Source organism: Streptomyces sp. NPDC049879, from assembly GCF_044461265.1.
Classification (GTDB): Bacteria; Actinomycetota; Actinomycetes; order Streptomycetales; family Streptomycetaceae; genus Streptomyces.
On sequence record NZ_JBITKT010000004.1, the window covers coordinates 547,064 to 567,752 of the forward strand.

17 protein-coding genes are annotated in these 20,689 nt (G+C 73.7%); 6 read left to right on the forward strand and 11 right to left on the reverse strand.

The window, feature by feature from the left end; genetic code table 11:
- Positions 1-171 precede the first annotated feature (171 nt).
- Positions 172-912: an FHA domain-containing protein gene (locus ACIBPC_RS17320; RefSeq protein ID WP_398845388.1), complete on the forward strand. Its 741-nt coding sequence runs from the start codon at positions 172-174 to the stop codon at positions 910-912.
- Positions 909-2,237 (forward strand): serine/threonine protein kinase, encoded by a 1,329-nt coding sequence (locus ACIBPC_RS17325; RefSeq protein WP_398845391.1) that lies wholly within the window; start codon positions 909-911, stop codon positions 2,235-2,237. Before ACIBPC_RS17320 ends, ACIBPC_RS17325 begins: the two co-directional genes overlap by 4 nt.
- Positions 2,238-2,291: 54 nt before the next feature.
- On the opposite strand, the gene ACIBPC_RS17330 is transcribed toward ACIBPC_RS17325, so the two are convergent.
- Genes ACIBPC_RS17330 through ACIBPC_RS17340 form a run of 3 tightly spaced genes read right to left on the reverse strand, consistent with a single transcriptional unit; the run spans position 2,292 to position 4,192 of the window.
- Positions 2,292-2,852, reverse strand: a complete 561-nt coding sequence (locus ACIBPC_RS17330; protein ID WP_398845393.1) for a peptidoglycan-binding protein — start codon at positions 2,850-2,852, stop codon at positions 2,292-2,294.
- The gene (locus ACIBPC_RS17335) at positions 2,849-3,802 is read right to left on the reverse strand and encodes a hypothetical protein (RefSeq protein ID WP_398845396.1); all 954 of its coding nucleotides are present in this window, start codon (positions 3,800-3,802) and stop codon (positions 2,849-2,851) included. The genes ACIBPC_RS17330 and ACIBPC_RS17335 overlap by 4 nt, the downstream gene beginning before the upstream one ends.
- Before the next feature lie 3 nt (positions 3,803-3,805).
- Positions 3,806-4,192: a peptidase inhibitor family I36 protein gene (locus ACIBPC_RS17340; RefSeq protein ID WP_362960377.1), complete on the reverse strand. Its 387-nt coding sequence runs from the start codon at positions 4,190-4,192 to the stop codon at positions 3,806-3,808.
- A 215-nt stretch (positions 4,193-4,407) separates the two neighbouring features.
- Here ACIBPC_RS17340 and ACIBPC_RS17345 point away from each other — a divergent pair, with 215 nt between their 5' ends.
- Genes ACIBPC_RS17345 through ACIBPC_RS17355 form a run of 3 tightly spaced genes read left to right on the forward strand, consistent with a single transcriptional unit; the run spans position 4,408 to position 7,746 of the window.
- Positions 4,408-5,148, forward strand: a complete 741-nt coding sequence (locus ACIBPC_RS17345) for an ABC transporter ATP-binding protein (protein ID WP_398845399.1) — start codon at positions 4,408-4,410, stop codon at positions 5,146-5,148.
- Between the two features lie 5 nt (positions 5,149-5,153).
- A complete protein-coding gene (locus ACIBPC_RS17350) occupies positions 5,154-6,524 on the forward strand; it encodes an FtsX-like permease family protein (protein WP_398845636.1) in 1,371 nt (456 codons plus the stop codon).
- Positions 6,517-7,746, forward strand: a complete 1,230-nt coding sequence (locus ACIBPC_RS17355; RefSeq protein ID WP_398845402.1) for a sensor histidine kinase — start codon at positions 6,517-6,519, stop codon at positions 7,744-7,746. The genes ACIBPC_RS17350 and ACIBPC_RS17355 overlap by 8 nt, the downstream gene beginning before the upstream one ends.
- A gap of 10 nt (positions 7,747-7,756) precedes the next feature.
- Here the strand turns inward: ACIBPC_RS17355 and ACIBPC_RS17360 are convergent, their stop codons facing one another.
- From ACIBPC_RS17360 to cas5c, 4 genes are all read right to left on the reverse strand, one after another.
- Complete coding sequence (locus ACIBPC_RS17360) at positions 7,757-8,401, reverse strand: response regulator transcription factor (protein WP_398845639.1); 645 nt, start codon at positions 8,399-8,401, stop codon at positions 7,757-7,759.
- A gap of 149 nt (positions 8,402-8,550) precedes the next feature.
- A complete protein-coding gene (gene cas7c, locus ACIBPC_RS17365; RefSeq protein WP_398845404.1) occupies positions 8,551-9,417 on the reverse strand; it encodes a type I-C CRISPR-associated protein Cas7/Csd2 in 867 nt (288 codons plus the stop codon).
- Positions 9,418-9,468: 51 nt separating this feature from the next.
- A complete protein-coding gene (gene cas8c / locus ACIBPC_RS17370; protein WP_398845407.1) occupies positions 9,469-11,292 on the reverse strand; it encodes a type I-C CRISPR-associated protein Cas8c/Csd1 in 1,824 nt (607 codons plus the stop codon).
- A 1-nt stretch (position 11,293) separates the two neighbouring features.
- Positions 11,294-12,064, reverse strand: a complete 771-nt coding sequence (gene cas5c / locus ACIBPC_RS17375) for a type I-C CRISPR-associated protein Cas5c (protein WP_398845409.1) — start codon at positions 12,062-12,064, stop codon at positions 11,294-11,296.
- A gap of 197 nt (positions 12,065-12,261) precedes the next feature.
- Between cas5c and ACIBPC_RS17380 the strand changes: the two genes are divergently transcribed.
- Positions 12,262-14,526, forward strand: a complete 2,265-nt coding sequence (locus ACIBPC_RS17380) for a CRISPR-associated endonuclease Cas3'' (RefSeq protein WP_398845412.1) — start codon at positions 12,262-12,264, stop codon at positions 14,524-14,526.
- 74 nt (positions 14,527-14,600) lie between these two features.
- Here ACIBPC_RS17380 and ACIBPC_RS17385 read toward each other — a convergent pair whose 3' ends face one another.
- From ACIBPC_RS17385 to ACIBPC_RS17400, 4 genes are read right to left on the reverse strand one after another with little or no spacing between them, the layout of a single operon-like run.
- Positions 14,601-15,818, reverse strand: a complete 1,218-nt coding sequence (locus ACIBPC_RS17385; protein WP_398845415.1) for an MFS transporter — start codon at positions 15,816-15,818, stop codon at positions 14,601-14,603.
- The gene (locus tag ACIBPC_RS17390; protein WP_398845642.1) at positions 15,815-17,137 is read right to left on the reverse strand and encodes an AMP-binding protein; all 1,323 of its coding nucleotides are present in this window, start codon (positions 17,135-17,137) and stop codon (positions 15,815-15,817) included. The genes ACIBPC_RS17385 and ACIBPC_RS17390 overlap by 4 nt, the downstream gene beginning before the upstream one ends.
- Positions 17,138-17,188: 51 nt before the next feature.
- Positions 17,189-18,541 carry a class I SAM-dependent RNA methyltransferase gene (locus ACIBPC_RS17395; protein ID WP_398845418.1) on the reverse strand — a complete coding sequence of 451 codons (1,353 nt, stop codon included), beginning with the start codon at positions 18,539-18,541 and terminating at the stop codon, positions 17,189-17,191.
- A 45-nt stretch (positions 18,542-18,586) separates the two neighbouring features.
- On the reverse strand, positions 18,587-20,623 hold the full coding sequence (locus ACIBPC_RS17400; RefSeq protein WP_398845420.1) for an APC family permease: 2,037 nt from the start codon (positions 20,621-20,623) through the stop codon (positions 18,587-18,589).
- Positions 20,624-20,689 lie beyond the last annotated feature (66 nt).

Genomic DNA, 20,689 nt, shown 5'->3' on the forward strand with positions numbered 1-20,689 from the left:
CTCGCACCCGCCCGCGGGATCGGGGCGGCCATCCCGTCCGGACGGGATCGGGAACGGCGCCGCAACCCGTACGGAGTATCGCCTGGTGTGCGGGACGTCCCTTAATCTGCCCCTGATCGCACTGGGGGGTGCGCCGCGCCCCCGTGGTGTCGGACGAGGGGGGACGACTCCATGTACAGCCTCATCGTGGTACCACCGCCGTGCGGGGGCGCGGACGGGCAGCTCAGGATCGCCGACGGCGAACGGCTCGCGTTCGGGAGGGCGGAGGCGGGCGACGGCCTGACGATCGCGCACGACGGTGTGCCCCGCGTCGCCGGGCAGATCACGGCGCACCAGAGCTTCTGGCTGCTGAGCAACCTCAGCGAGGACCAGACGTACGTCGTGGAGAACCCGGAGGGCGCGGGGGAACACGTCAAGGTCACGCCGGGCCGCCTGGAGGCGCCCGTGCCGTTCGAGTTCTCGCGCGTGGTCCTGCCCGCCGCCGGTGACCTGCTCACCTTCGACGTGTGGGCGCCGCGCCACGCGTTCGGCAGCGTCGCGCGCGACGGCCTCGCCGGGGCGCTGACGGCGCCCGCGTTCACGCTCGACCGCACCAAGCGGTACTTCGCGGTCCTCGCCGCCCTGTGCGCGCCGCGCCTGCGCGGCGAACCACACGCGCCGCCGCCCACCGTGGACGACCTGGTGGAGTCGCTGCGCCCGGCCTGGCCGGCGGTCAGCCGCTCGGCGGTCTACTGGAACATCGACTACCTCGCCCTCAAGCTCCGCCTCAAGCCGGGACCGGACACGGCGGAGCCAGGACAGCGCGTCAACGGGAGGAAGGAGTCGCTGGTCTCGCTGGCGCTCCGGTTCGACCTGGTGCGCGAGGACGACCTGGCGGTGCTGGCCCCGGCGCGGGACGCGGTGGCCCGGTGACCGGGCAGCCGTACGCGGTCACCGTGCCGCCGGGCTACCGGGCCGGGCCCTGGGAGGTGCGGGAGCCGCTGGCCTCCGGCGCGTTCGCCACGGTCTACGCGGCCCGGCTCGCCGCCGACGACCGGCCGGACCTGCCCCGCGCGGCGGCCCTCAAGTTCCTGCCCACCGGCACCCGCACCCCGCGCCAGCTGCACCATTTGCGCGAACTGGCTGAACGCGAAGTGCAGTTGCTCGGCAAGCTGCGCGCACCCCGCCTGATCCGGATGTACGACACCCTGACGCTCGACGACCCGGGCCACCCGGAACTGGACGGCGCCACCGTCCTCGTGCTGGAACGCGCCGAAGGCTCACTGGACGCCCTGCTCGCGCGCGAGCCGCGGCCGGAGGCGGGCCCCGCCCTGCTCACGCAGATCTGCGAGGGCCTGCACCAGCTGCACCACGCGGGCTGGGTGCACGGCGACCTGAAGCCGGCCAACGTGCTGCTGCTCGCGGACGGTTCGGTGCGGCTCGCCGACTTCAACATGGCGGCTGAACTGGAGGGCACCCACGCGTACGCGCCCGCGTTCTCGACACCCGACTACACCCCGCCCGAGCTGCTGTGGCCCGAGGTGGACGAACGGGGCACGCGGGTGCGGCCGTCCGCCGACGTCTGGGCCTTCGGGGTCCTCGCCCACGTGGTGCTGACCGGCACGTTCCCGCTGCCCGGCGCCACCACGCAGGCCCGCTGCGACGCCGCCACCCGGTACGCGCGCGGCGCCGAGGAGCTGCGCCTGTCGCCCGCCCTCCCGGACGGCTGGTCCGGCGTCGTCACCGGCTGCCTGGCCCGTACCCACGCCGAACGCGTCGGCGCCGAGGCCCTGTTGCGGCAGGTGGAGCGGGTGACGGGGGCGGCGCGTTCGGCCCGCCTGCCGAGGCTGCGGCCCCGGCGGTGGGTGCGGCCGGTCGTGGTCACGGCGCTCGCCGCGTTCGCGGTGGGCACGGCGACGGCGGCGACGTACGCGCTGCGCACCCCCGCCACGGCGTCCGCCGTCTCCCCCACCTGCGAGCAGCCCGCCGTGTTCGAGGACGCGGAGTTCGGGCGCGGCTACACGGCAGGCTACAGCGGCACGTGGGACTTCACCCTGACGCAGGGGGACGGCGGCAGCCAGGTGCGCGAGCTGCAGTGCCTGCTCAAGCATCTCCACCAGGTCACCGAAGTCGGCGAGGTGGACGGCGACTTCGGCCCGCTCACGCGCGGGGCGGTCGTCACGTTCCAGGAACGCGCGGGGCTCGACGCGGACGGCATCGTCGGGCCGAGGACGTGGCAGGCGCTCCGCACGGCGTGAGGCCGGAGCCCCGCTCCCGGCCGGGAGCGGGGCGGACGGCCGGAGAGGCGGGTGTCAGCTGCACGTCCAGGTGTTGTACCCGGCCGTCTGCCAGTTCCCGTTGCGGTCGGGGAACCTGTACCTGCCCTCGGTGTCGCGGGTCAGATCGAAGGTGTGGCGCGCGCCGAAGTACGTGAGGTAGAGCGTCTTCCCCCGGCCGTCGCTGCCGCCGGTCGCGCCGAGCTTGGCGTCGGTGCGGCCGAAGGTGGAGGTGCCCACGATGCCGTCGACGTAGTCCATGTTCCACCGGCCCTGCAAGGAGGAGGTGGCCAGCTCGGTGTTGCGGCCGAAGACGCCGTCGATGTCGGCCGCGTCGAACGGGGTGCCGTCCAGCTCCGTGGCGCCCTCGGCCCAGAGGATCTTCTGCCACAGGCAGACGGCGTTGGAGGGGCTGTAGGTGCCGTTGTACTTCAGGACGCCCTCGTCGCCCCAGTCGTCCGCGTACGTGTCGTAGCCGCGCACATAGCCGTCGCTCGCCTTGGCGGCGGCGGGCGTGGCGCTGACCGCCAGGGATGTGGCGGCCAGGGCGCCCGCCAGGGCGGCCATGATCCGGGTGCGTGTCGAGCGGTTCCTCATCGGTCTGCTTCCCCTCCCGTTGACGCGGATGCGGCGGTCCGCGGCGGCAGGACCCGGTCGAGTGCCTGGCGCTTCGCCTGCTGGAAGCGCGCGAGCACCTCCTCGGCCCCCGCGCGTACCGGCTCCTCGGCCGCCGCCTGGACGTCCGCTATCCGCTGGTGTGTGTCTGTTTCGAGTTGACAGGTCAAGTCGTCGGCGGCCAGGTCCAGTTCCCGTTCCCCCACGGCGCGGAGCCGGTCGGGGTCGTCGCCCGCCTCCTCCAGCAGGCCGAGGATCTCCCGGCGGGGGTCCTCCAACGTGCCGTAGGCGTAGCCCAGTTGCGCCATGCAGTCGGCCCAGACCGCCTCCGCGTCGCCGAAGCCGGTTGACTCCAGGGTCCGGCTGATGGCGTCGTTGCTCAGGTCCTCGACGGTGTAGCGCAGTTCGGACCAGCCCTCGCCGTACACGCCGTCCCGCGCGGTCTGGACGCACGAGTCGGGCGCGTAGCCGATGGTCCGGCCGCTGGGCAGGTCGATCTCCACATGGTCCTCGCGGCGGCCGAGCAACGCCTCCTCCCACGCGGCGCGTTCGGCTTCGGTGAGGGCGGCCAGCGTCTCCTCGTTCGGATCGGCCGGCGGTCCTTCGAGCACTGCGCCCGTCAGCCCGTAGCCGTCGCTCGCCGACCACCCGGGGGACAGCAGCGTGTACGGGTTGACGGCCGCCGCGCGCCGGGCGTCGCGGGCGGGGGCGGTCCGGTAGTCGTGGCCCCGTTCCCGCATGCAGTCGCGGACCAGGGCCTCCTCGGCGTCCCGCAGGGCGGTCTGCTCGGCGGCCGAGAAGTGCAGGGCGCCCGACAGCGGCCGGGGGACGGCTGGTTCGGTCTCGGCATCGGTCGCGGCCTCACGGCCGGGTCCCCCGCACCCGGCCGTGAGGAGTACGGCGACCGCTGCTGTCAGGAGCGGCCGGCGCATCGGTCAGCAGTTCGTCCAGATGTTGGAGCCGACGCCGTTCTCGTAGGCGGTGCCGTCGGTGTCCCGGACGACGTAGCCGCGGTGGAGGGTCTGGCCCGTACCCCGGAACCAGGTGTTGGTGAAGAGCGCGACATCGCAGGAGTTGCCGTTGTTGTACAGGGACTTGGCGTTGTCGAACTTGTTGTACTGCCGCAGGTCGCCGTTGTCGCCCCACACCTGCCCGGGTGTCCCGCCCCCGGACGTCTGGGTGTAGGCGCACAGCGCCCCGGACTCACAGTCGTCCCAGCTGGCCTGCGCCGGGGTCGCCACGACCCCGAGCCCGAGACCCGCCAGCAGCGTGGCCCCCGCCGCCATGGCGGCCGTCTTCCCCTTGAACGTGATCCTGCTCATGGAACTCCCCCTCGTGGTTCGCCCGATCCGGCACATCCGACGGCCGGATCCCCGGACATGACCAGGCTAGGGAGGAGGTGGCGGGAAGCGTCCCTATAACTCTCCAGGGCGCCCCAGGTCAGAGGGCTTCCGGGCGGCACGGTTCGGTTTCCCGCACCCCGGATCCGGGAGCCTGCACGATCGATCGCCGCGCGGCCCCGGCCGAGGATGAGTCCATGGCTGAGACGACGACGGACACCGCCGCACGGGCGGCGGACCTGCACCGGGAGTACGGACGCGGCGCCGCCACCGTACGGGCACTGCGCGGGGTGTCGGTGGCCCTCGCGCCCGGCACGTTCACGGCGGTGATGGGGCCCTCGGGCTCCGGCAAGACCACCCTGCTGCACTGCCTCGCGGGAATGGACCGGCCCACCCGCGGCTCCGTCTGGTGGGGCGCCACCGAGGTGTCGCGGCTGCCCGAACGGCGGCTGGCGAAGCTGCGGCGCGCCAGGATCGGCTTCGTCTTCCAGGCGTTCAACCTGATGCCCGCGATGACGGTCGCCCAGAACGTCGCGCTCCCCGGCAGGCTGGCGGGCGCACGGCCCGACCGCCGCCAGGTCGCGGAGGCCCTCGCCCGCGTCGGCCTGACCGGCCGCGAACGGCACCGGCCGGGCCAGCTCTCCGGCGGGCAGCAGCAACGGGCCGCGATCGCCCGCACGTTGGTCTCCCGTCCCGAGGTGGTCTTCGCCGACGAGCCCACCGGTGCGCTCGACCGCGCCACCGGCCACGAGATCCTCGCCCTCCTGCGCACCGGCGTGGACAGGGACGGGCAGACCTGCGTCATGGTGACCCACGACCCGGTCGCCGCCGGGTACGCGGACCGGGTCCTGCTGCTCGCCGACGGCCTGGTCGTGGACGAGCTGGACCGGCCCACCGCCGCCCGGGTCGGCGAGCGCCTGAACAGGCTGGGCGGATGAGCGCCGTGGCCGCGCTCGCCCTCGGACAGCTGCGGCGGCGCCCGGCCGCGTTCGCCGGTCCGGCGGCGGCGCTCTTCCTCGCCGTCGCCACCGTGACGCTCTTCGGCTCGCTGCTCGCCGCCCACCTCGCCGCGCCCGCGTCCGCGCGCGGAGAGGCGGACGGGCCGGGACTGGCCGTGATCGCCGGGGCGTTCGGGGAGATCGCGGTCCTGACCGCGTTCTTCGTCGTCGTCAACGCGCTGGGGTCCGCCGTCCGCCGGCAGCACCACGAGCTGGCCCTGCTGCGCACGATCGCGGCGACGCCCCGCCAGACACGGCGGCTGGTCAGGGGCCAGGTCGTCGCGACCACGCTGCTGGTCGCCGTGCCCGGCTGGGCCGCCGGGGTGGCCGCCGCCCGCCGCCTCCTCACCGAGCTGCGGCGGCTCGGGATGGCGCCACCGGACGTACGGGTGCCGGTGACGCCGCTGCCGATGCTGGCCGCCCTGGCCGCCGCGCTCGCCGTCGGCCTGGCGGCGGCCGCCGTCGCCGCCCGGCGGATCTCCCGCGTCGCGCCCGCGGCGGCCCTCACCGCGAGCACCACCGAGCACGGGCGTACGGGCGCGCCGCGCCTGCTCGCCGGGCTCGGCGTCTTGGCCGGCGGTGCCTTGCTGCTGCGGCTGGCCGCGACGCGGCCGGAGGAGCAGGCGGACAAGGCGGGCCAGGCGGCGCTGCTGGCGTCGCTGGTCCTGCTGGCCGGGGTCGCCCTGGTGGGCCCGTTCGCCGCGCGCCTCCTCGCCGCCGCGCTCGGCGCGCCGCTACGGGCACTGGCCCCCGGCGCGGGATGGCTCGCCGACGCCCACCTCCGCGGCTACGCGCGACGGCTGTCGTCCGCCGTGGTGCCCGTGGCGCTGCTCGTGGGGCTGTCGGGCACGATGCTGGTCATGACACGTACCGCCGAGCACTCCGCGAGCGCGGCGGCGGCCGGGGCCGCCTCCGCCACGGACGTGTGGCTGCGCCAGGCCGAACTGGCGATGCTCGCCTGCTTCGCCGCCGTCTCCACCGTGAACACGCTGGTCGCCGTCACCGCCGAACGGCGCCGCGCGTTCGCGCTCCTGCGGCTCGTCGGCGCGACCCGGCCGCAGCTGATGCGCATGCTGGCCGCGGAGGCGGCGGTGACCACGGCGGTGGGCGTCCTGCTCGGCGCGGCGGTCGCGGGCGCGGCGTCGTCGGCGTTCAGCGCGTCGGTGACCGGCTCGCCGGTGCCGTCCGTCCCGGTGGCCGCCTGCGCGTTCACCGTGGTGGGCGCGGGGCTGCTGACCGGCCCGGCCATCCTGCTCACGGGCCTGCGGGCCATCCGCGGACCGGCGGCGGAGCTGGTGGGCGGCGGCCGTGACTGAACGCGGCGGCGGGCGGTACCTGTCGGTCCGGGGCGGCGAATGGGCCTTCGCCGTCGCCGGGCTGCCGCTGGCCCTGCTCGGCGGCGGCTACGCGTTCGCCGTCCTGTACGCGGGGGCCCTGCTCTCGCTGACCGTCCTCGGCCTGCCGTTCGTGGTCGCGGCGCTGCTGGGCGCGCGCGGCCTGGGCACGCTGCACCGGCGGCTCGTCGGCCGGCTGCTCGGCGAGCGCGTCGAGGCACCGGCGAGGCCGCCCCGCCGGGCGACGGCGTTCGCGCGCGGCCGGGCCGTGCTCACCGACCCGGTCGCCTGGCGGGCGCTGCTCTACCTGGCGCTGCGGCTGCCGCTCGGCGTGGCGGGCTTCGCCGCCGCCGTGGTGCTCCCCCTCGGCTGCGGATGGCTGATCGGATTCCCGCTGTGGGTGCGCCTGTTGCAGCCGGGCCAGCGGCCCGCCTGGTGGCTGGACGCCGCCTCCACCCTGCTCGGGCTGCTCCTCCTGTCCGCGGTGCCCGTCGCCGTCCGCTCACTGAGCGGGGCGAACCGGCGCCTCGCACGGCTGCTGCTCGGCCCGGTCCGCGCCCAGCAGCGCGTACGGCAGCTGGAGACCGCCCGCGCCACCCTGCTCGCGGACCAGACCGACCGCTTCCGCCGCCTGGAACGGGACCTGCACGACGGCACGCAGGCCCGGCTCGTCGCCCTGGCCATCACGCTCTCGCTGGCCGACGACGCGCTGTCCCCCGCCGCCGCTCCCGATCTCGGGCGGCTGCGCACCCTCGTGGACCGCGCCCGTGCCCAGACCGACGACACGATCACCGAACTGCGCGACCTCACGCGGGGGTTGAACCCGGTGGCGCTGGACGGCGGCCTCGGCGCGGCCCTGCCGGGCCTCGCCGCCGCGTCGCCGGTACCGGTCACCGTCCGCCTCGACCTGCGGGAACGCCCGCACCCGGTGATCGAACGGGCCGTCTACTTCTGCGCCGCCGAACTCCTCACGAACGTCGCCAAGCACAGCGGCGCCCGTTCGGCCGGACTCACGGCGCTCTCGGGCGACGGCCGCGTCCGCCTGACCGTGCGCGACGACGGCCGGGGCGGCGCGGCGCCCGGCAGCGGCAGCGGCCTGACCGGCCTCGCCGAGCGGCTCGCGGCCGTGGACGGGCTGCTGCGGGTGGACAGCCCGCCCGGCGGACCCACCGCCGTCACCGCCGAGCTGCCGACGCGCCTGTAGAACGGGCGCCTCAGCGGCCGCTCTCCGCCAGGTAGGCGAGGACGGCCTTCACCCGCCGGTTGTCGGTGTGCGTCGCCAGCAGACCGAACTTGGCGAAGACAGCGGCGACATGCTTCTCCACCGCCCGCTCCGACACCACGAGCAGCGCGGCGATGGAGCGGTTGGAGTGGCCCTGCGCCATCAGTTCGAGCACCTCGCGCTCGCGCCGCGTCAGCGTGTCCACCCGGCTGCGCCGTTCACCGCGCATCAGGAGGGTGACCACCTCCGGGTCGAGCGCCGTACCCCCCGCGGCGACCCGGCGCAGCGCGTCCACGAACTCGGCGGTCCGCGCCACGCGTTCCTTCAGCAGGTACCCGACACCCGCGGCGCCACCGGCCAGCAGCCGGGCGGCCCAGGCGGTCTCGATGTGCTGGGAGAAGACCAGGACACCGACCTCGGGCGCCGTCTCACGGATCCCGACGGCCGCACGGATGCCCTCGTCGGTATGGGTCGGCGGCATCCGGATGTCCACCACCGCGACGTCCGGCCGGTGTCCGGCGACCGCCGCGAGCAACTCCGGCACCGCCCCCACGGCGGCCACGACCTCGCACCCGCGCGCGGCGAGGAGTTCGGCCATGCCGTCCCGCAGCACGACGGAATCCTCGGCCAGCACCACACGCAGTCGCTTCTCCCCCACCCCGCCATTATCCGCCCCGGCCACGGCCGGGGCGGACGACCGCCGTGCGGACACACCTCGATGCAGAGGCCGGTCGGACAGGCGTTGCGATCCTCGGCCGCCGGGCGGCGGCCGGACAGGGCGGTGGGTCAGGCGAGGGGGGTGAACTTCACGCCGTCCGGCATGCCGTCCTCGTCCACGGTGACCCGGTCGGCGTACTCGTCCCAGGACCGCGCCTCGCTGTGGCCCAGCGGCTTGACCCTGATGCGGTCGAACAGCTTGTGCGCCGGGACCAGCCCGTAGGCGTTCTCGTGGGAGAAGACGTACAGCGCGCGCAGCGCCATCTCGCCGCGTGAGGCGGCGCGGTCGTGGTCGAACATCATCGTCATGGCGTGCCAGAAGGCGGCCAGGTCGTCCGGGGTGACGCCCGCCTTCGCGCCGAGGGCTCCCGAGTAGAAGCCGTGGCCGCGGTAGAGGCCGTAGGGCACGTAGTGCTTGTTGCCCATCTCGGTGACCTTGCCCTTGGCGAGGTCCTCCGGCTTGTTGGGGGCGACGCGGGTGATGCCGGCTTCGAGCGGGGTGATGGGGTCGACGGAACGGGAGAAGGTGAGCTGCATGGGTCCGCGGGCCTTGCCCGCGTGCTTCTTCTGGTCGCCCACGGACATGACGGCGCCGAACAGGCGCACGTCGTAGAAGTTGCGGATCATCCACTGCTGCGCGTCGGCGGTGTCGCCCTCCTTGAGGTCGTTCTCGTGGTAGGCGCGCTGGATCTTCGGGTTGAGCGCGACGCCCTCCTCCACGTACATCTCGAAGCCGGGTTCGCCCTGGTGGAAGAGGGTGACGGCGTTGCGGATCTTCCGTTTGAGGGCGACGTCGGTGATGAAGCCCTGGCTGGTGATCGGGTCGGTGCGCGGCATGCCCCCGGCGTCGGGGTCGCCGTTGGGGTTGCCGTCCTTGACGTCGATGAGGAAGACGAAGTCGTGCTTGCGGGCGGGGTCCAGGTGCGCTGCGGTCATGGGAGTGCCGTCCTTCCGTGGCGGGCGGTGGGGTCGTGTGAGGGCGCGTGCCTACGCGGGGGCGCCCGCGTCCTGGGCGGCGTCGGCGAGGGCGTCCGCCGCCTGGTCGTCGGAGAGGTCCTTCCCGGCCTCGCGGAGCCTCCTGGCCTCGGCGGCGGCCCGCGCGGAGTGGGCGCGCTGGTGTTCGTAGCCGAGGATGAAGAGGGCCTGCTGCTCGGTGTCCAGGTGCGCGGGGATGCCGTCGAGCAGGTCGAACGCCTCCCGCATGCGGCTCTCCATGGCCCTGGCGGCGGCCTCGTTCGTGCGGGCGATGGTGCGCAGGTGCGGGCGCGCGCCGATGCGGAGCCGGGTGAAGACGGCCCGGGGCGAGACGACGGCCGTGGTCAGGTACTTGTCGGTGATGGTGGCGTTGACCTTGGGCATGGCCTTGCGCTGGATGGCCTCCAGCATGGCCATGATCCGCCCGCAGACGTATCCGGGCTCGGTCGACGCGGCGTTCAGCTGGGGCACGCACAGCTCCTTGTGACGGGTGGTCGTACGGGTCAGGGCGAGGCGCAGCAGCGCGATGCGGGGCTGGTCGATGTGGTGGTCGGCGCGGATGCGCTGCATGAGGACCGGCAGGAGATGCGCCGGGGGCGGTGAGCCGTGGAGCGCGGCACGGGCCAGGTCGGCTTGCAGGTGGTGGGGAACGGTCTTGTCGACGTAGTGCTTCTTCCGCCTGTCCCAGCGGGCGGCGGCCAGGGCGAGCCGCCAGACGGACCAGCAGAGATAGGTGCCGCTCCACCCGTCCCATGTGCGCTGGTCGGCGAACCAGGCGCCGAGCCGCCGCTTCAGCTCGGGGACGGGGATGGTGATCCAGTCGGCGACGATGACCCGGTTGACGTTGACGCGCAGGGTGACGGCGTAGAAGGCGTCCTCGTCGAGGTTGACGAGGGCGTCACGGCCCTTGCGGGGGTGACGGAGTCCCTCGATGAGCAGGGCGACCTCAGCGGGCTCCGGGTTGTCCAGGGTCCACATCGAGGTCTCGGTGGCGGGATCGCGGGTCCACCAGGCGATGGCCGACTCACCGGCCAGGGTGTGGTGGTCGCGGTCGGCCAGCAGCGCGTTCAGGGCGGTGGTGGCCTTGGTGCCGCATGTCACGCAGACGGGGGTGGCGCCGAGTTGCTTGATGCCGGCCCGGTAGTGGGCGGGCTGGTTGAGGGAGATCAGCTGCGTGTTCATCCCCGAGTTGGGCAGCCCCTTGACGGGGACCGGGAGCGTGCTCAGCAACGGTCCTGTCCGCCCGCAGACGAGGCAGATGCCTTCGAGGCCCTTGCCCTGCTTGCCGCTCTTCGCCGCCGCGACCTTCCCCGCCCACCAGTCCCGGGCCTGCGGCAGGTCGTGGACCCACGCGCCGTCCACGCTGACGGCGACGAGGTGCCCCTGGTCCATCCCCTCGGGCCAGGCGTCGGAAGTGCCCCGCTCCAGCCACCTGGTGAGCGCGCGGGCCTCGGGGAGGCCGGGGTGGTCGGCGCACCAGGAGGTCACCATGGCGCGGTAGGCGGCGTGCCGCCGTCGGGCCTTGGCGACATCCTCCTGGCCGGTCGACGGACGCTTCCCCTCGTCCGGCCCGCTCACCAGGCCGGGGTGGGCGAGGACGTACAGCGCGCTGTCGGCGAGGAGGAACGGCGCCGGGTTCCGCCCGGAGCGCACGCCGTAGGGGGCGGTGATCTGGCGGGCCTTCTCGCCCTTGCCGGGGCGCAGGTCGATGACGAGCGGTGCCCCGCCGCCGTCGCCCGGCAGATCGAGCTGCCACATGACCGGGCGGCGCCGGTAGTAGTCGGGGATCGCGTCCCGGCGGCTGTCGGCGTGCTCGACGAGGCTGTGCAGCAGCATGTCAGCCCGCCTCCTCGGCGGAGACCCGGCCTTCCGCCCCGGGCATCCCGGCGGTCCGGGCCGGGGCGAGCGGCTCCTCGGGTACGCGGAGGACGCCGTTTTCGAGACGGGCCCGGAACCAGTGGTAGCGCTCCTTGCCGCCCGGCAGGTACTCGATGTGGTGGAGCATCAGCCCGATCTCCTCGACCGGGGGAATCCCCGCCCGGTCGGCGGCGGTGACGGCGCCCGCCTCCTCGGCCGCTCCACGGGGACCGAAGAAGGCGGCGAACTCGCGGCAGCCGAAGTGGGGTTGCTCGAAACACGCGCCCCGCTTCAGGCGGCGGTCGAACTGGTCGCGGTACTTCGGCAGCGGCGCGGTGCAGCGGTCGGTGGCGCGGAGGGTGGCGTGGATGCGGTAGGCGACGTCGCGCAGGGCGACGGTGACGCGCTGCCCCCGGTCCTCGGCGGCGTCGTAGCGGTAGCCCTTGTCGGTGCGCAGGTCCTCGTAGACCTTCCTGGTGACGAGGGAGTTGTTCACCTCGTTCCGCCGGAAGCGGGTCCACAGCACCGGCTTGAGCTGCTCGATCCGCTCGATCCGGTAGGTGATCTCCGGCTTCCACAGGATCGCCTCCAGCAAACCGGCCGCCGCCGAGGGCGTCATCGTCGGGTAGGAGACCCGTTCGACCTTCATCTCCGGCCTCGTGAAGCAGGCCAGCGGCCCCCACGCCTCCACCTGTACATGGAGGGGGCGGTCGTCCCTCTCCCCGCGTCGCCGGGGTGGTGCCGTGCTCATGCGTCTTCCTCCTCCGTGTACCGGCCGACACGGCCCGTTGTCAGTGCCTACCGCTAGCGTCATCGCGTGATGACGGTCCGCTGTCCGCCGCCAGGGAGACGACGGCGAATTGTCACGGTCTGATGGGATAACAGCGCATGGGGGACGGTATGTCAAATGGGGTGGCGCACAAGGCAGTTGGTGCGGTACGCGGGGCGATGCCCGTTCCGCCGGGCAGACTCGTGGCCCACTCGCCGGGCCACCGGGGCACCTGGCACTGGTACGAGGACCATGCGCGGGGCACCGCTGAACGCGCCCGCGAGTTCGCCCGGATCTGGGGAGGCGGGGAGCTGGCCTGCCGTCTCGGGCGTGACCACGACCTCGGCAAATGCACCTGCGTCTGGCAGGACGGCCTGATCGAGGAGAACGTGTCCGGGACAAAGGCCTACCGCCCCCCGCACAAGGACGCCGGAGCCGCGCTGCTCGCCCGCATCGCCGGGGACCAGCCGGTGCTGACACCGTTCGCCGGAGTCATCGAGGGCCACCACACAGGCCTGTCGGCCTGGGCGGACCTCAGAGTCCGGCTGAAGGCGCTCATGGCGGACCCCGCCGAGGTGGACGAGGCGGTCAGCCGGGCCGCCCGGGTCATGCCGGAGATGCTGGACAGGACGGCCCCGGCGCTCCCGGCCTGGCTCGACCCGCGCGACGCGGCCAGCGTGGAGATGCTCGTGCGCATGACGTTCTCGGCCGTGGTGGACGCCGACCGGCTCGACACGGCCGCGCACTTCAGGCCCACGGCCCCGCGCGGCGCCGATCCGAGCATGGCCGAACTGTCGGAACGCTACGAGACCCGGCGCCGGGACTCCCTCGCCAAACGCCGCAGGGATCGAGGGGAGTCCTGGCTGGACGCGCTCCGCGAGAAGGCCTACCAGGAGGCGATCGAGTCCGCGGCGGGCGCGCAGGGCGTGTACCGGCTGCACCTGCCGACCGGGATGGGGAAGACCTTCACCGGCGGCGGCTTCGCCCTGCGCCACGCCGCCCTGCGCGGTCTGCGCCGCGTCATCGTCGCCGTCCCGTACATCTCGATCACGGACCAGAACGCGAAGGTTTACCGGGATCTCCTCGACCCGGAGCACGGCGCCCCGGTCGTCCTGGAGCACCACTCGGCCGTGGACTTCGATGCCACCGACCGACGGCACAGCGGTCCCAAGCCGTGGGCGAAGCTGGCCGCCGAGAACTGGGACGCCCCGTTCATCGTCACCACCACGGTCCGCCTGATCGAGACGATGTTCGGCAACAGCCCGTCCGCCGTCCGCCGCCTGCACCGCGTCGCGGGCTCGGTCCTCGTCCTGGACGAGGTCCAGTCACTCCCCGACGACCTGCTCACACCGATCCTGTCGGGACTGCGCGAACTCGTGCAGCACTACGGAGTGACGCTCGTCCTGTCCTCCGCCACGCAACCGGAACTCGCCGCCCTGAACCCCTGGCGGAACGGGCTGCCGCAGCGCGACATCGTCGCCGACCCCGCGCCGCTCTTCGAGAAGTTGCGGCGGGTCACGTACGACTGGCGCACCGGCCCGGACGTGACGCTGGGGAGCATCGCCGCTGAGGCCGCCGCGCACGGCCGTGCCCTTGTCGTCGTCAACGGGACCAAGGACGCCGTCGCGGTGCACAGGGCGTGGCTCGGCGGCGAGGAGGAGGATCCGGGCGTCCTGCACCTGTCCACCCGCATGACCGGCGGCCACCGCAAGGAGGTCATCGGGACGACGAAGGAACGCCTCGCGTCCGGCCTGCCCACCCTCCTGGTGTCCACCTCGCTGATCGAGGCCGGGGTGGACCTCGACTTCCCGCGGGGCTTCCGCGCCAGATCCCTGCCGGAGTCCGAGCAGCAGGCCGCAGGACGCGTCAACCGCGAAGGGAACGCCGCTGCCGAGGACAGCCTCATGACCGTCTTCGAACCGACCGACGGCCTGCGGCCCCATGCCATCCACAACCGGTGCGGCATCGCCGCCGCTTCCCGCCGCTTCGGGGACGGCCGCCTGGCGGACCCCGACGACCTGGACGCGCTCCGCTCCTACTACCGGCACCGCTACCGCCTCCAGGCCGGTTCCTCCGCCACCGACCCCGACGGAGCCACCGGCGAGGTCATCGAGGCGCTGCGGGAGAAGCTGGACTTCCCGGAAGTGGCCCGCCGGATGCGGATGATCGACAACGAGTACTCCGTGGCGGTCGTCGTCATCCGGCCCCACCTCGCCGAGAACGACCGCCGCACCGCCCGCGAGGCCGTCGAGGTGTTCCGCACCGGAGTACCGACCCCGGACACCTTCCGAGCCCTCGGGGACCACATGGCCTCGATCCCGCGCAAAGAACTGGAGGCCGCGCTTCTCACCGGCCACGCCCGTGGCATCGCAGGCGACCTGTACGAGTGGACCGGCCCGTACCACCCTCAGCGCGGCATCGAACCGCCCTCCCAGGACGGGTAGTCATGTGCCCCGGGACGCCGGGCCTCCGGACACGCGGACGGTGCCGGCCGGCCACGGCAAGCAGCGCACCGGCGTCAGGCATCTTCCCGGACCTGCGGCTCGTCCGCGTGCTCGAAGGCCCGGAAGTGTCCGAACGTGGCCGCCATCAGCAGGGCGCACAGCACGAAGAAGCCCGCGGCTACGGCGAACGGCGCCTGGTAGCCCCACTGTGCCGCCAGCACACCGCCGAGCCCCGCCCCGGCGGACAGCCCGCCGATCCCCACCAGGCGCCCGACCGACCCGACGCGTCCCATCAGCGCCGCGGGCGTCGCCTTCTGCCGGATCGAGGCGGCCATCACGTTCCACACCACCGCATGCCCGATGTAGGCCGCCAGGAAGAACCCGACCACCCACACGTTCCCGGACACGGCGATGACGGCGAACGACCCGGCGCCGACGAGCAGCGCGCCGACAACCGTCCAGCCGTACCCGACCCGCCGCCGCACCGGCCCCGCCACCACACTGCCGAGCAGCCCTCCCACCGCCGACGCCGACAGCAGCAGGCCGTAACCGGCGGCGTCGAGACCGAGCACGTCCTCCGCGTACAGCACCAGATACGAGAACGGGATCATGTAACCGACGCTCGCCAGGCCCCCGATGGCGATCAGCGTCCTGACCACGACGTTCGACCACGCCCACGCCGCGCCCTCGCGGACCTGCCGCACGAACCCCGGCCGCTCAGCGGCCTCCGGCAGCGCGTACGTCCCGCGCAGCCGCACGAACGCCAGCGCCGCCACCAGGAACGCGCACGCGTTCAGCAACGACGGCGCGAACGCCGCCACACCGAACAGGAAACCGCCCAGCGGCGGCCCCACGAACTCGTCCACGACCACCTGCGTCCCCGCGATCTGCGAGTTCGCCCGGTCGAGACCGGACGCGGGAACCGCCTGCGGCAGGATGGCCACGGCCGTACTGTCCGCCAGCGTCTCGACCACCCCCATCACCGCGTACACCACATACAGCGCGGCCAGGGTCGTCGCCTCGCTCACCACCAGCACCGTCAGCGCCGCGAACAGCACCCCACGGGAGAACCCGGCCCAATAGAGCAGCTTGCGGCGGTCGACCCGGTCGACCAGCACGCCGATGCCCAGCACCGACAGCAGACGCGGCAGCGTGTACGCGACCGACAGCCCCGCGATCGCCACCGGATCATCGGTGAGCGTGGCGGCGAGCAGCGGCAGGGACACGAATGTCACACCGTCCGCCAGATTCGCCGAGGCGTTCCCTGTCCAGATCTTCCGGTAGTCGTTCACGCGGCGCCCCCCTGGCTCAGAAGTTCGGACAAGGACGCCCGCGGACGCGCGGCCACCGCGGTCGCGAGATCGCCGAAGTGCCGGACGAACCTGTCGATGTCGCCCGGCGACAGCAGGTCCGTGGCGTACTCGCCCACCAGGTGCCGCTCCCCCGCGGACGCGTCGACCGTGACGTTCATGTCGAACTTGGACGTCTCCCCCGCCAGGCCGATCGGCCGGACTTCGACACCGTCCAGGGCCAAGGACGTCTCCTGCCCGTAGTCGTAGGCGAAAAGCAGCTGGATCAGCGGGTTCGCTCCCGGTCGGCGCGCGGGCGAGACGGCGTCGACGAGTTCGTCCAGCGGCACCGGGTACCGCATGGTCTCGGCGACATGGGACGCGTACGCCGGGACCAGCGCGTCGATCGTGGGATCGGACCGGCCGTCGACGCGCAGCACCGCCGTCGTGACGAACATGCCGACGGTGCGATCGAACGCCAGCTCGTCACGGCCGGCGACGGGGGTGCCGAGGAGCACGTCCCGTACGCCGGCCAGCCGCATCACCGCGAGCGCGAACACCAGCGAGGCAGCCGTGAACGGCGTGACGCCGTGGCGTTCCGACACCAGGTCGAGCGCACGGCCGACCTCCGCGCCGAGTCGCGGGAACAGCTCGACCGTGGAGACGTCGAAGGAGACCGACGTCGCCGCGAGGGAGGCGCGCAGCGCCCTTGTCCCGAAGATCCGCCAGGTCCCGTGCACCATCGCCACGACCGCCCGGTGCGGGATGGAGACACCTTTCGGTACGCCGGTGGACCCCGACGTGTAGAGCAGGTAGGCCTCACGCTCCGGGGGCGTCGGCGGGAGGCCCGGCCGGTGCGGCGGCGGGCGGCGCCGCGGGTGCGACAGGTCGACGACGACGCGTTCCGCGGCGAGGCCGGGGGCGGTCCCGGTCCCGGTCCCGGTCCCGGTCCCGTCGACGACCAGTGCCCGGCAGCCCGCGTGCCACACCCCCAGCAGGGCGACCAGCAGCCTGGGGGTCCGGCCCACCAGCACACCGACCCTGCCGCCCTCGGGGACGGCCTGTTCCCGCAGTCGTGCGGCGAGGTCCCGTGCCTGCCCGAGCAACTGCCCGTACGTCAGCGCGTCGTCGCCCGCCCGGACGGCGATCGCGCCGGGCGAGGCCGCGGCGGCCCCGCTGACGAGTTCGAGGGCGTTGCGCGGAGCGGGCCAGGCGACATCGACGGGCGCCTCGTCCCACGCCGGGGTGCGCGGCAGTGCTCCGGGCAGACGGTGCAGCTCCGGGCGGAGATCGGCGGCGGGGTCCTTCGCGGCGGCGGTCAGCGGATCATCGGGGACTGACGCCCGCCCCGCCGCACCGGCCGGAACCCCGGGTCAGCGGGCCCGTTCCACCGGTTCGAGGATCGCCACGCACTCCAGGTGGTGTGTCATCGGGAACAGGTCGAATGCCCGCAGGAAGCGGGGGACGTAGCCCGCGTCGCGGAAGTCCGCCAGGTCGCGGGAGAGTGCGGCGGGGTCGCAGGCCACGTAGCCGATGCGGCGGGGGGACAGGGCCGCCAGGCGGCGGACGACCGAGCGGCCCGCGCCCGCGCGCGGCGGGTCGAGGACCACGAGGTCCGCCTGCGTGATGCCGGTGCGCGGCAGGACCCGTTCGACCGTGCCGTGCTCGATGCGGACGCGGTCGAAGTCGGCGAGGTTGTGCCGCGCGTCCTCCACGGCCCGCTTGGACGCCTCGATGCCGAGCACCGCGCCCCGCTCCCCCAGCCGGTCGGCCAGCGCGCCCGCGAACAGGCCGACGCCGCAGTACAGGTCGAGCGCCGTCTCGCCCTTGCGGGGCGTGAGGCCGCGCATCACCGCGTCCACCAGGAGCGCCGCCGACTGCGGGTGCACCTGCCAGAAGCCGCCCGCGCCGACCCGCCACGTCCGGCCGTCCGCCCGTTCCCGCACGAACGCCCGCCCGTGGACCCGGTGCAGCGTCTGCTCGCCCTGCCCCCGCCGCTCGTCGGCGCGCAGGACGGAGACCGGCCGGTCCAGCTGGACGAGCGGCAGCCGCCCGCCGGGGCGCGGGGTGAGGACGACCATGCGGTCCCCCGAGCCGCTGGCGCCGACCGCCTCGACCGACTCCATGCCGGGCCACGACCGGCTCTCGACCCCCAGCTCGCTCACGCTCTCCGCCGCGATCAGGCAGCGGTCGACCGGCTGCACCTCGTGCGAACGGTGCTTCCGCAGCCCCGCCCGCCCCTCCTCGTCGACCGCGTACTGCACGCGCGTGCGCCACGCCGGGACCTCGCCCGGCGCGACCTTGTCGCCGGGCGCGGGCTCGACCGTGCCGTCCCAGCCCGCCTCCTCCGGCGTGAGCCCGGCGAGCTTGCGGAGCTGCTCGGTCAGCACCTCGCCCTTGAGCCGCCGCTGCGCGCCCGGCTTCACGTGCTGCCAGTCGCAGCCGCCGCACGCGCCGGGAGCGGCGTACGGGCAGGGCGCGGGCACGCGGTCCTTGGCGGCGTCGAGGATCTCCACGGCGTCGGCCCGCAGGTAGCGCGACCCCTCGTGCCCCTCCGTCACGCGCGCCACGACCCGCTCGCCCGGCAGCGTGTGCCGGACGAAGAGGACGCGCCCCTCGGACGTCCTGGCGACGCAGTGGCCGCCGTGCGCCACCGGCCCGACCTCCACCTCGTACTCCTGGCCGACCAGCGAGACGGCCTTGGGTGAGGATTCCGGGGTGGCCATGAGAGGTGTGCTCCTGTACGGGTGCGGGGACGGCAGCGGCCCAGTCTACGGCCGCCGCCGCGGCGGGGCCGCCCCCCGCCGTACGGCCCCCGGCGCGCGGAGCTGGGCGCGCAGGCGGGCCCGGCGCCTGGCGCGGACGCGGGCGGCCTCGGCGGAGTCGAGCTGCCAGGGCACCGACGTGACGGTGACGCCCGCCGCGAGGTGCAGGCGGCCCTTGAGGCGCAGCGCGCTCTGGTTGTGCAGGACGGTCTCCCACCAGTGGCCGACGACGTACTCGGGGATGATCACGCTGACGACGTCGTCGGGGTGCTTCTTGCGGAGCTGCTTGACGTAGGCGATCACCGGGTGGGTGATCTCGCGGTAGGGGGCGTCGAGGACCTTGAGGGGGACGTCGATGTGCCGTTGCCGCCACTCCTTCTTGAGCTGCGCGGAGGCGTCGGGGTCGACGGCGACGGTGAGGGCGACGAGGCTGTCGGCGCGCAGCAGCTTGGCGTAGGAGAGGGCCCGCAGCGTGGGCTTGTGCACGTGGGAGACGAGGACGACGGCGTGCACCTGCGAGGCGCGGACGTCGAGCCGGTGCTCGTCGGTGTCGTCCACGGACAGTTCGTCGGCCACCTCGTCGTAGTGGCGGCGGATGCGGGTCATCAGCGCGTAGAAGGTGCCCATGCCGACGACGGAGACCCAAGCGCCCTCGGCGAACTTCGTGACGAGCACGATCAGCAGCACGACGAAGCACAGCCCCGCGCCGAAGCCGTTGAGCGCGCGGGCGCGCAGCATGCGGCGGCGGTCGGCGCCGTCGGGCCCGTCCGCCAGCAGGCGGTTCCAGTGCCTGACCATCCCGCTCTGGCTGAAGGTGAAGGAGACGAAGACGCCGATGATGTAGAGCTGGATCAGCTGGTTGACGTTGGCGCGGAACGCGACGATCAGCAGCCCGGCGAGGACGGTCAGGAAGACGATGCCGTTGCTGAACGCCAGCCGGTCGCCGCGCGTGTGGAGCTGGCGCGGGAGGTAGCGGTCCTGGGCGAGGATCGAGCCGAGGACGGGGAAGCCGTTGTACGCGGTGTTGGCGGCGAGGAAGAGGACGAGCGCGGTGGCGGCGGCCAGGACGATGAAGGCGAACGAGCCGTTCCCCAGCACAGCCGCGCCGACCTGGGCGATCACGGGGTCCTGCTGGTAGCCGGCCCCGGCGGGCTTCCCGTCGATCAGGAGGTCCTTGGCCGGGTGCTCGGCCACGTGGACGTCGCTGGTGAGCGCGAGGGTCATGATGCCGAGGAACATCGCGGACGCCAGCAGGCCCATGATCGCCAGGGTCGCCGCCGCGTTGCGCGACTTGGGCGGCCGGAACGCCGGGACGCCGTTGCTGATCGCCTCGACGCCGGTCAGCGCCGCGCAGCCGGAGGAGAACGCGCGCAGCAGCAGGAACGCGGTGGCGGCGGCGCCCAGGCCCGTCTGCTCGGCGACGATCTCGAAGTCCGCGCTCGGGGCGCGCATCGTGTCGCCGAGCGCGAGCCCGCGGAAGGCGCCCCACAGGACGGTCGCGAGCACGCAGACGACGAACGCGTACGTCGGCACCGCGAAGAGCTTCCCCGACTCCCGGACGCCCCGCATGTTCATCAGCATGAGCAGGAGGATCACGACGAGCGCGCAGGCCACCTCGTTGCCGCGCACGAAGCCGACGGCCGAGCCGAGGTTGTCGATGCCGGACGAGACGGAGACGGCGACGGTGAGGACGTAGTCCACGAGCAGGGCGCTGCCGACGGTGATGCCGGCGCGGCGGCCGAAGTTCGCGGAGACGACCGCGTACGCCCCGCCGCCGTTCGGGTAGGCGTGCACGGTCTGCCGGTACGAGGCGACGACCGTGACCATCAGGACGATGACCGCCAGCGTGATCCACACGCTGTTGTGATAGGCCGACAATCCCGCGAGGGAGAGGATGAGCAGCACTTCACCCGGCGCGTACGCCACCGAGGAGAGCGGGTCTGAGGCGAAGACGGGGAGGGCGATGCGCTTGGGGAGCAGCGTCTCCCCCAGGTCGTCGCTCCGGAGCGCGCGGCCGAGGAACAGGCGCTTGGTACCGGCCATGGGCCGACATTACCGCCGTGACCTGCGGCGGGAGTGGAGGACGGGGACGACGCGGGTAGCGTTTGG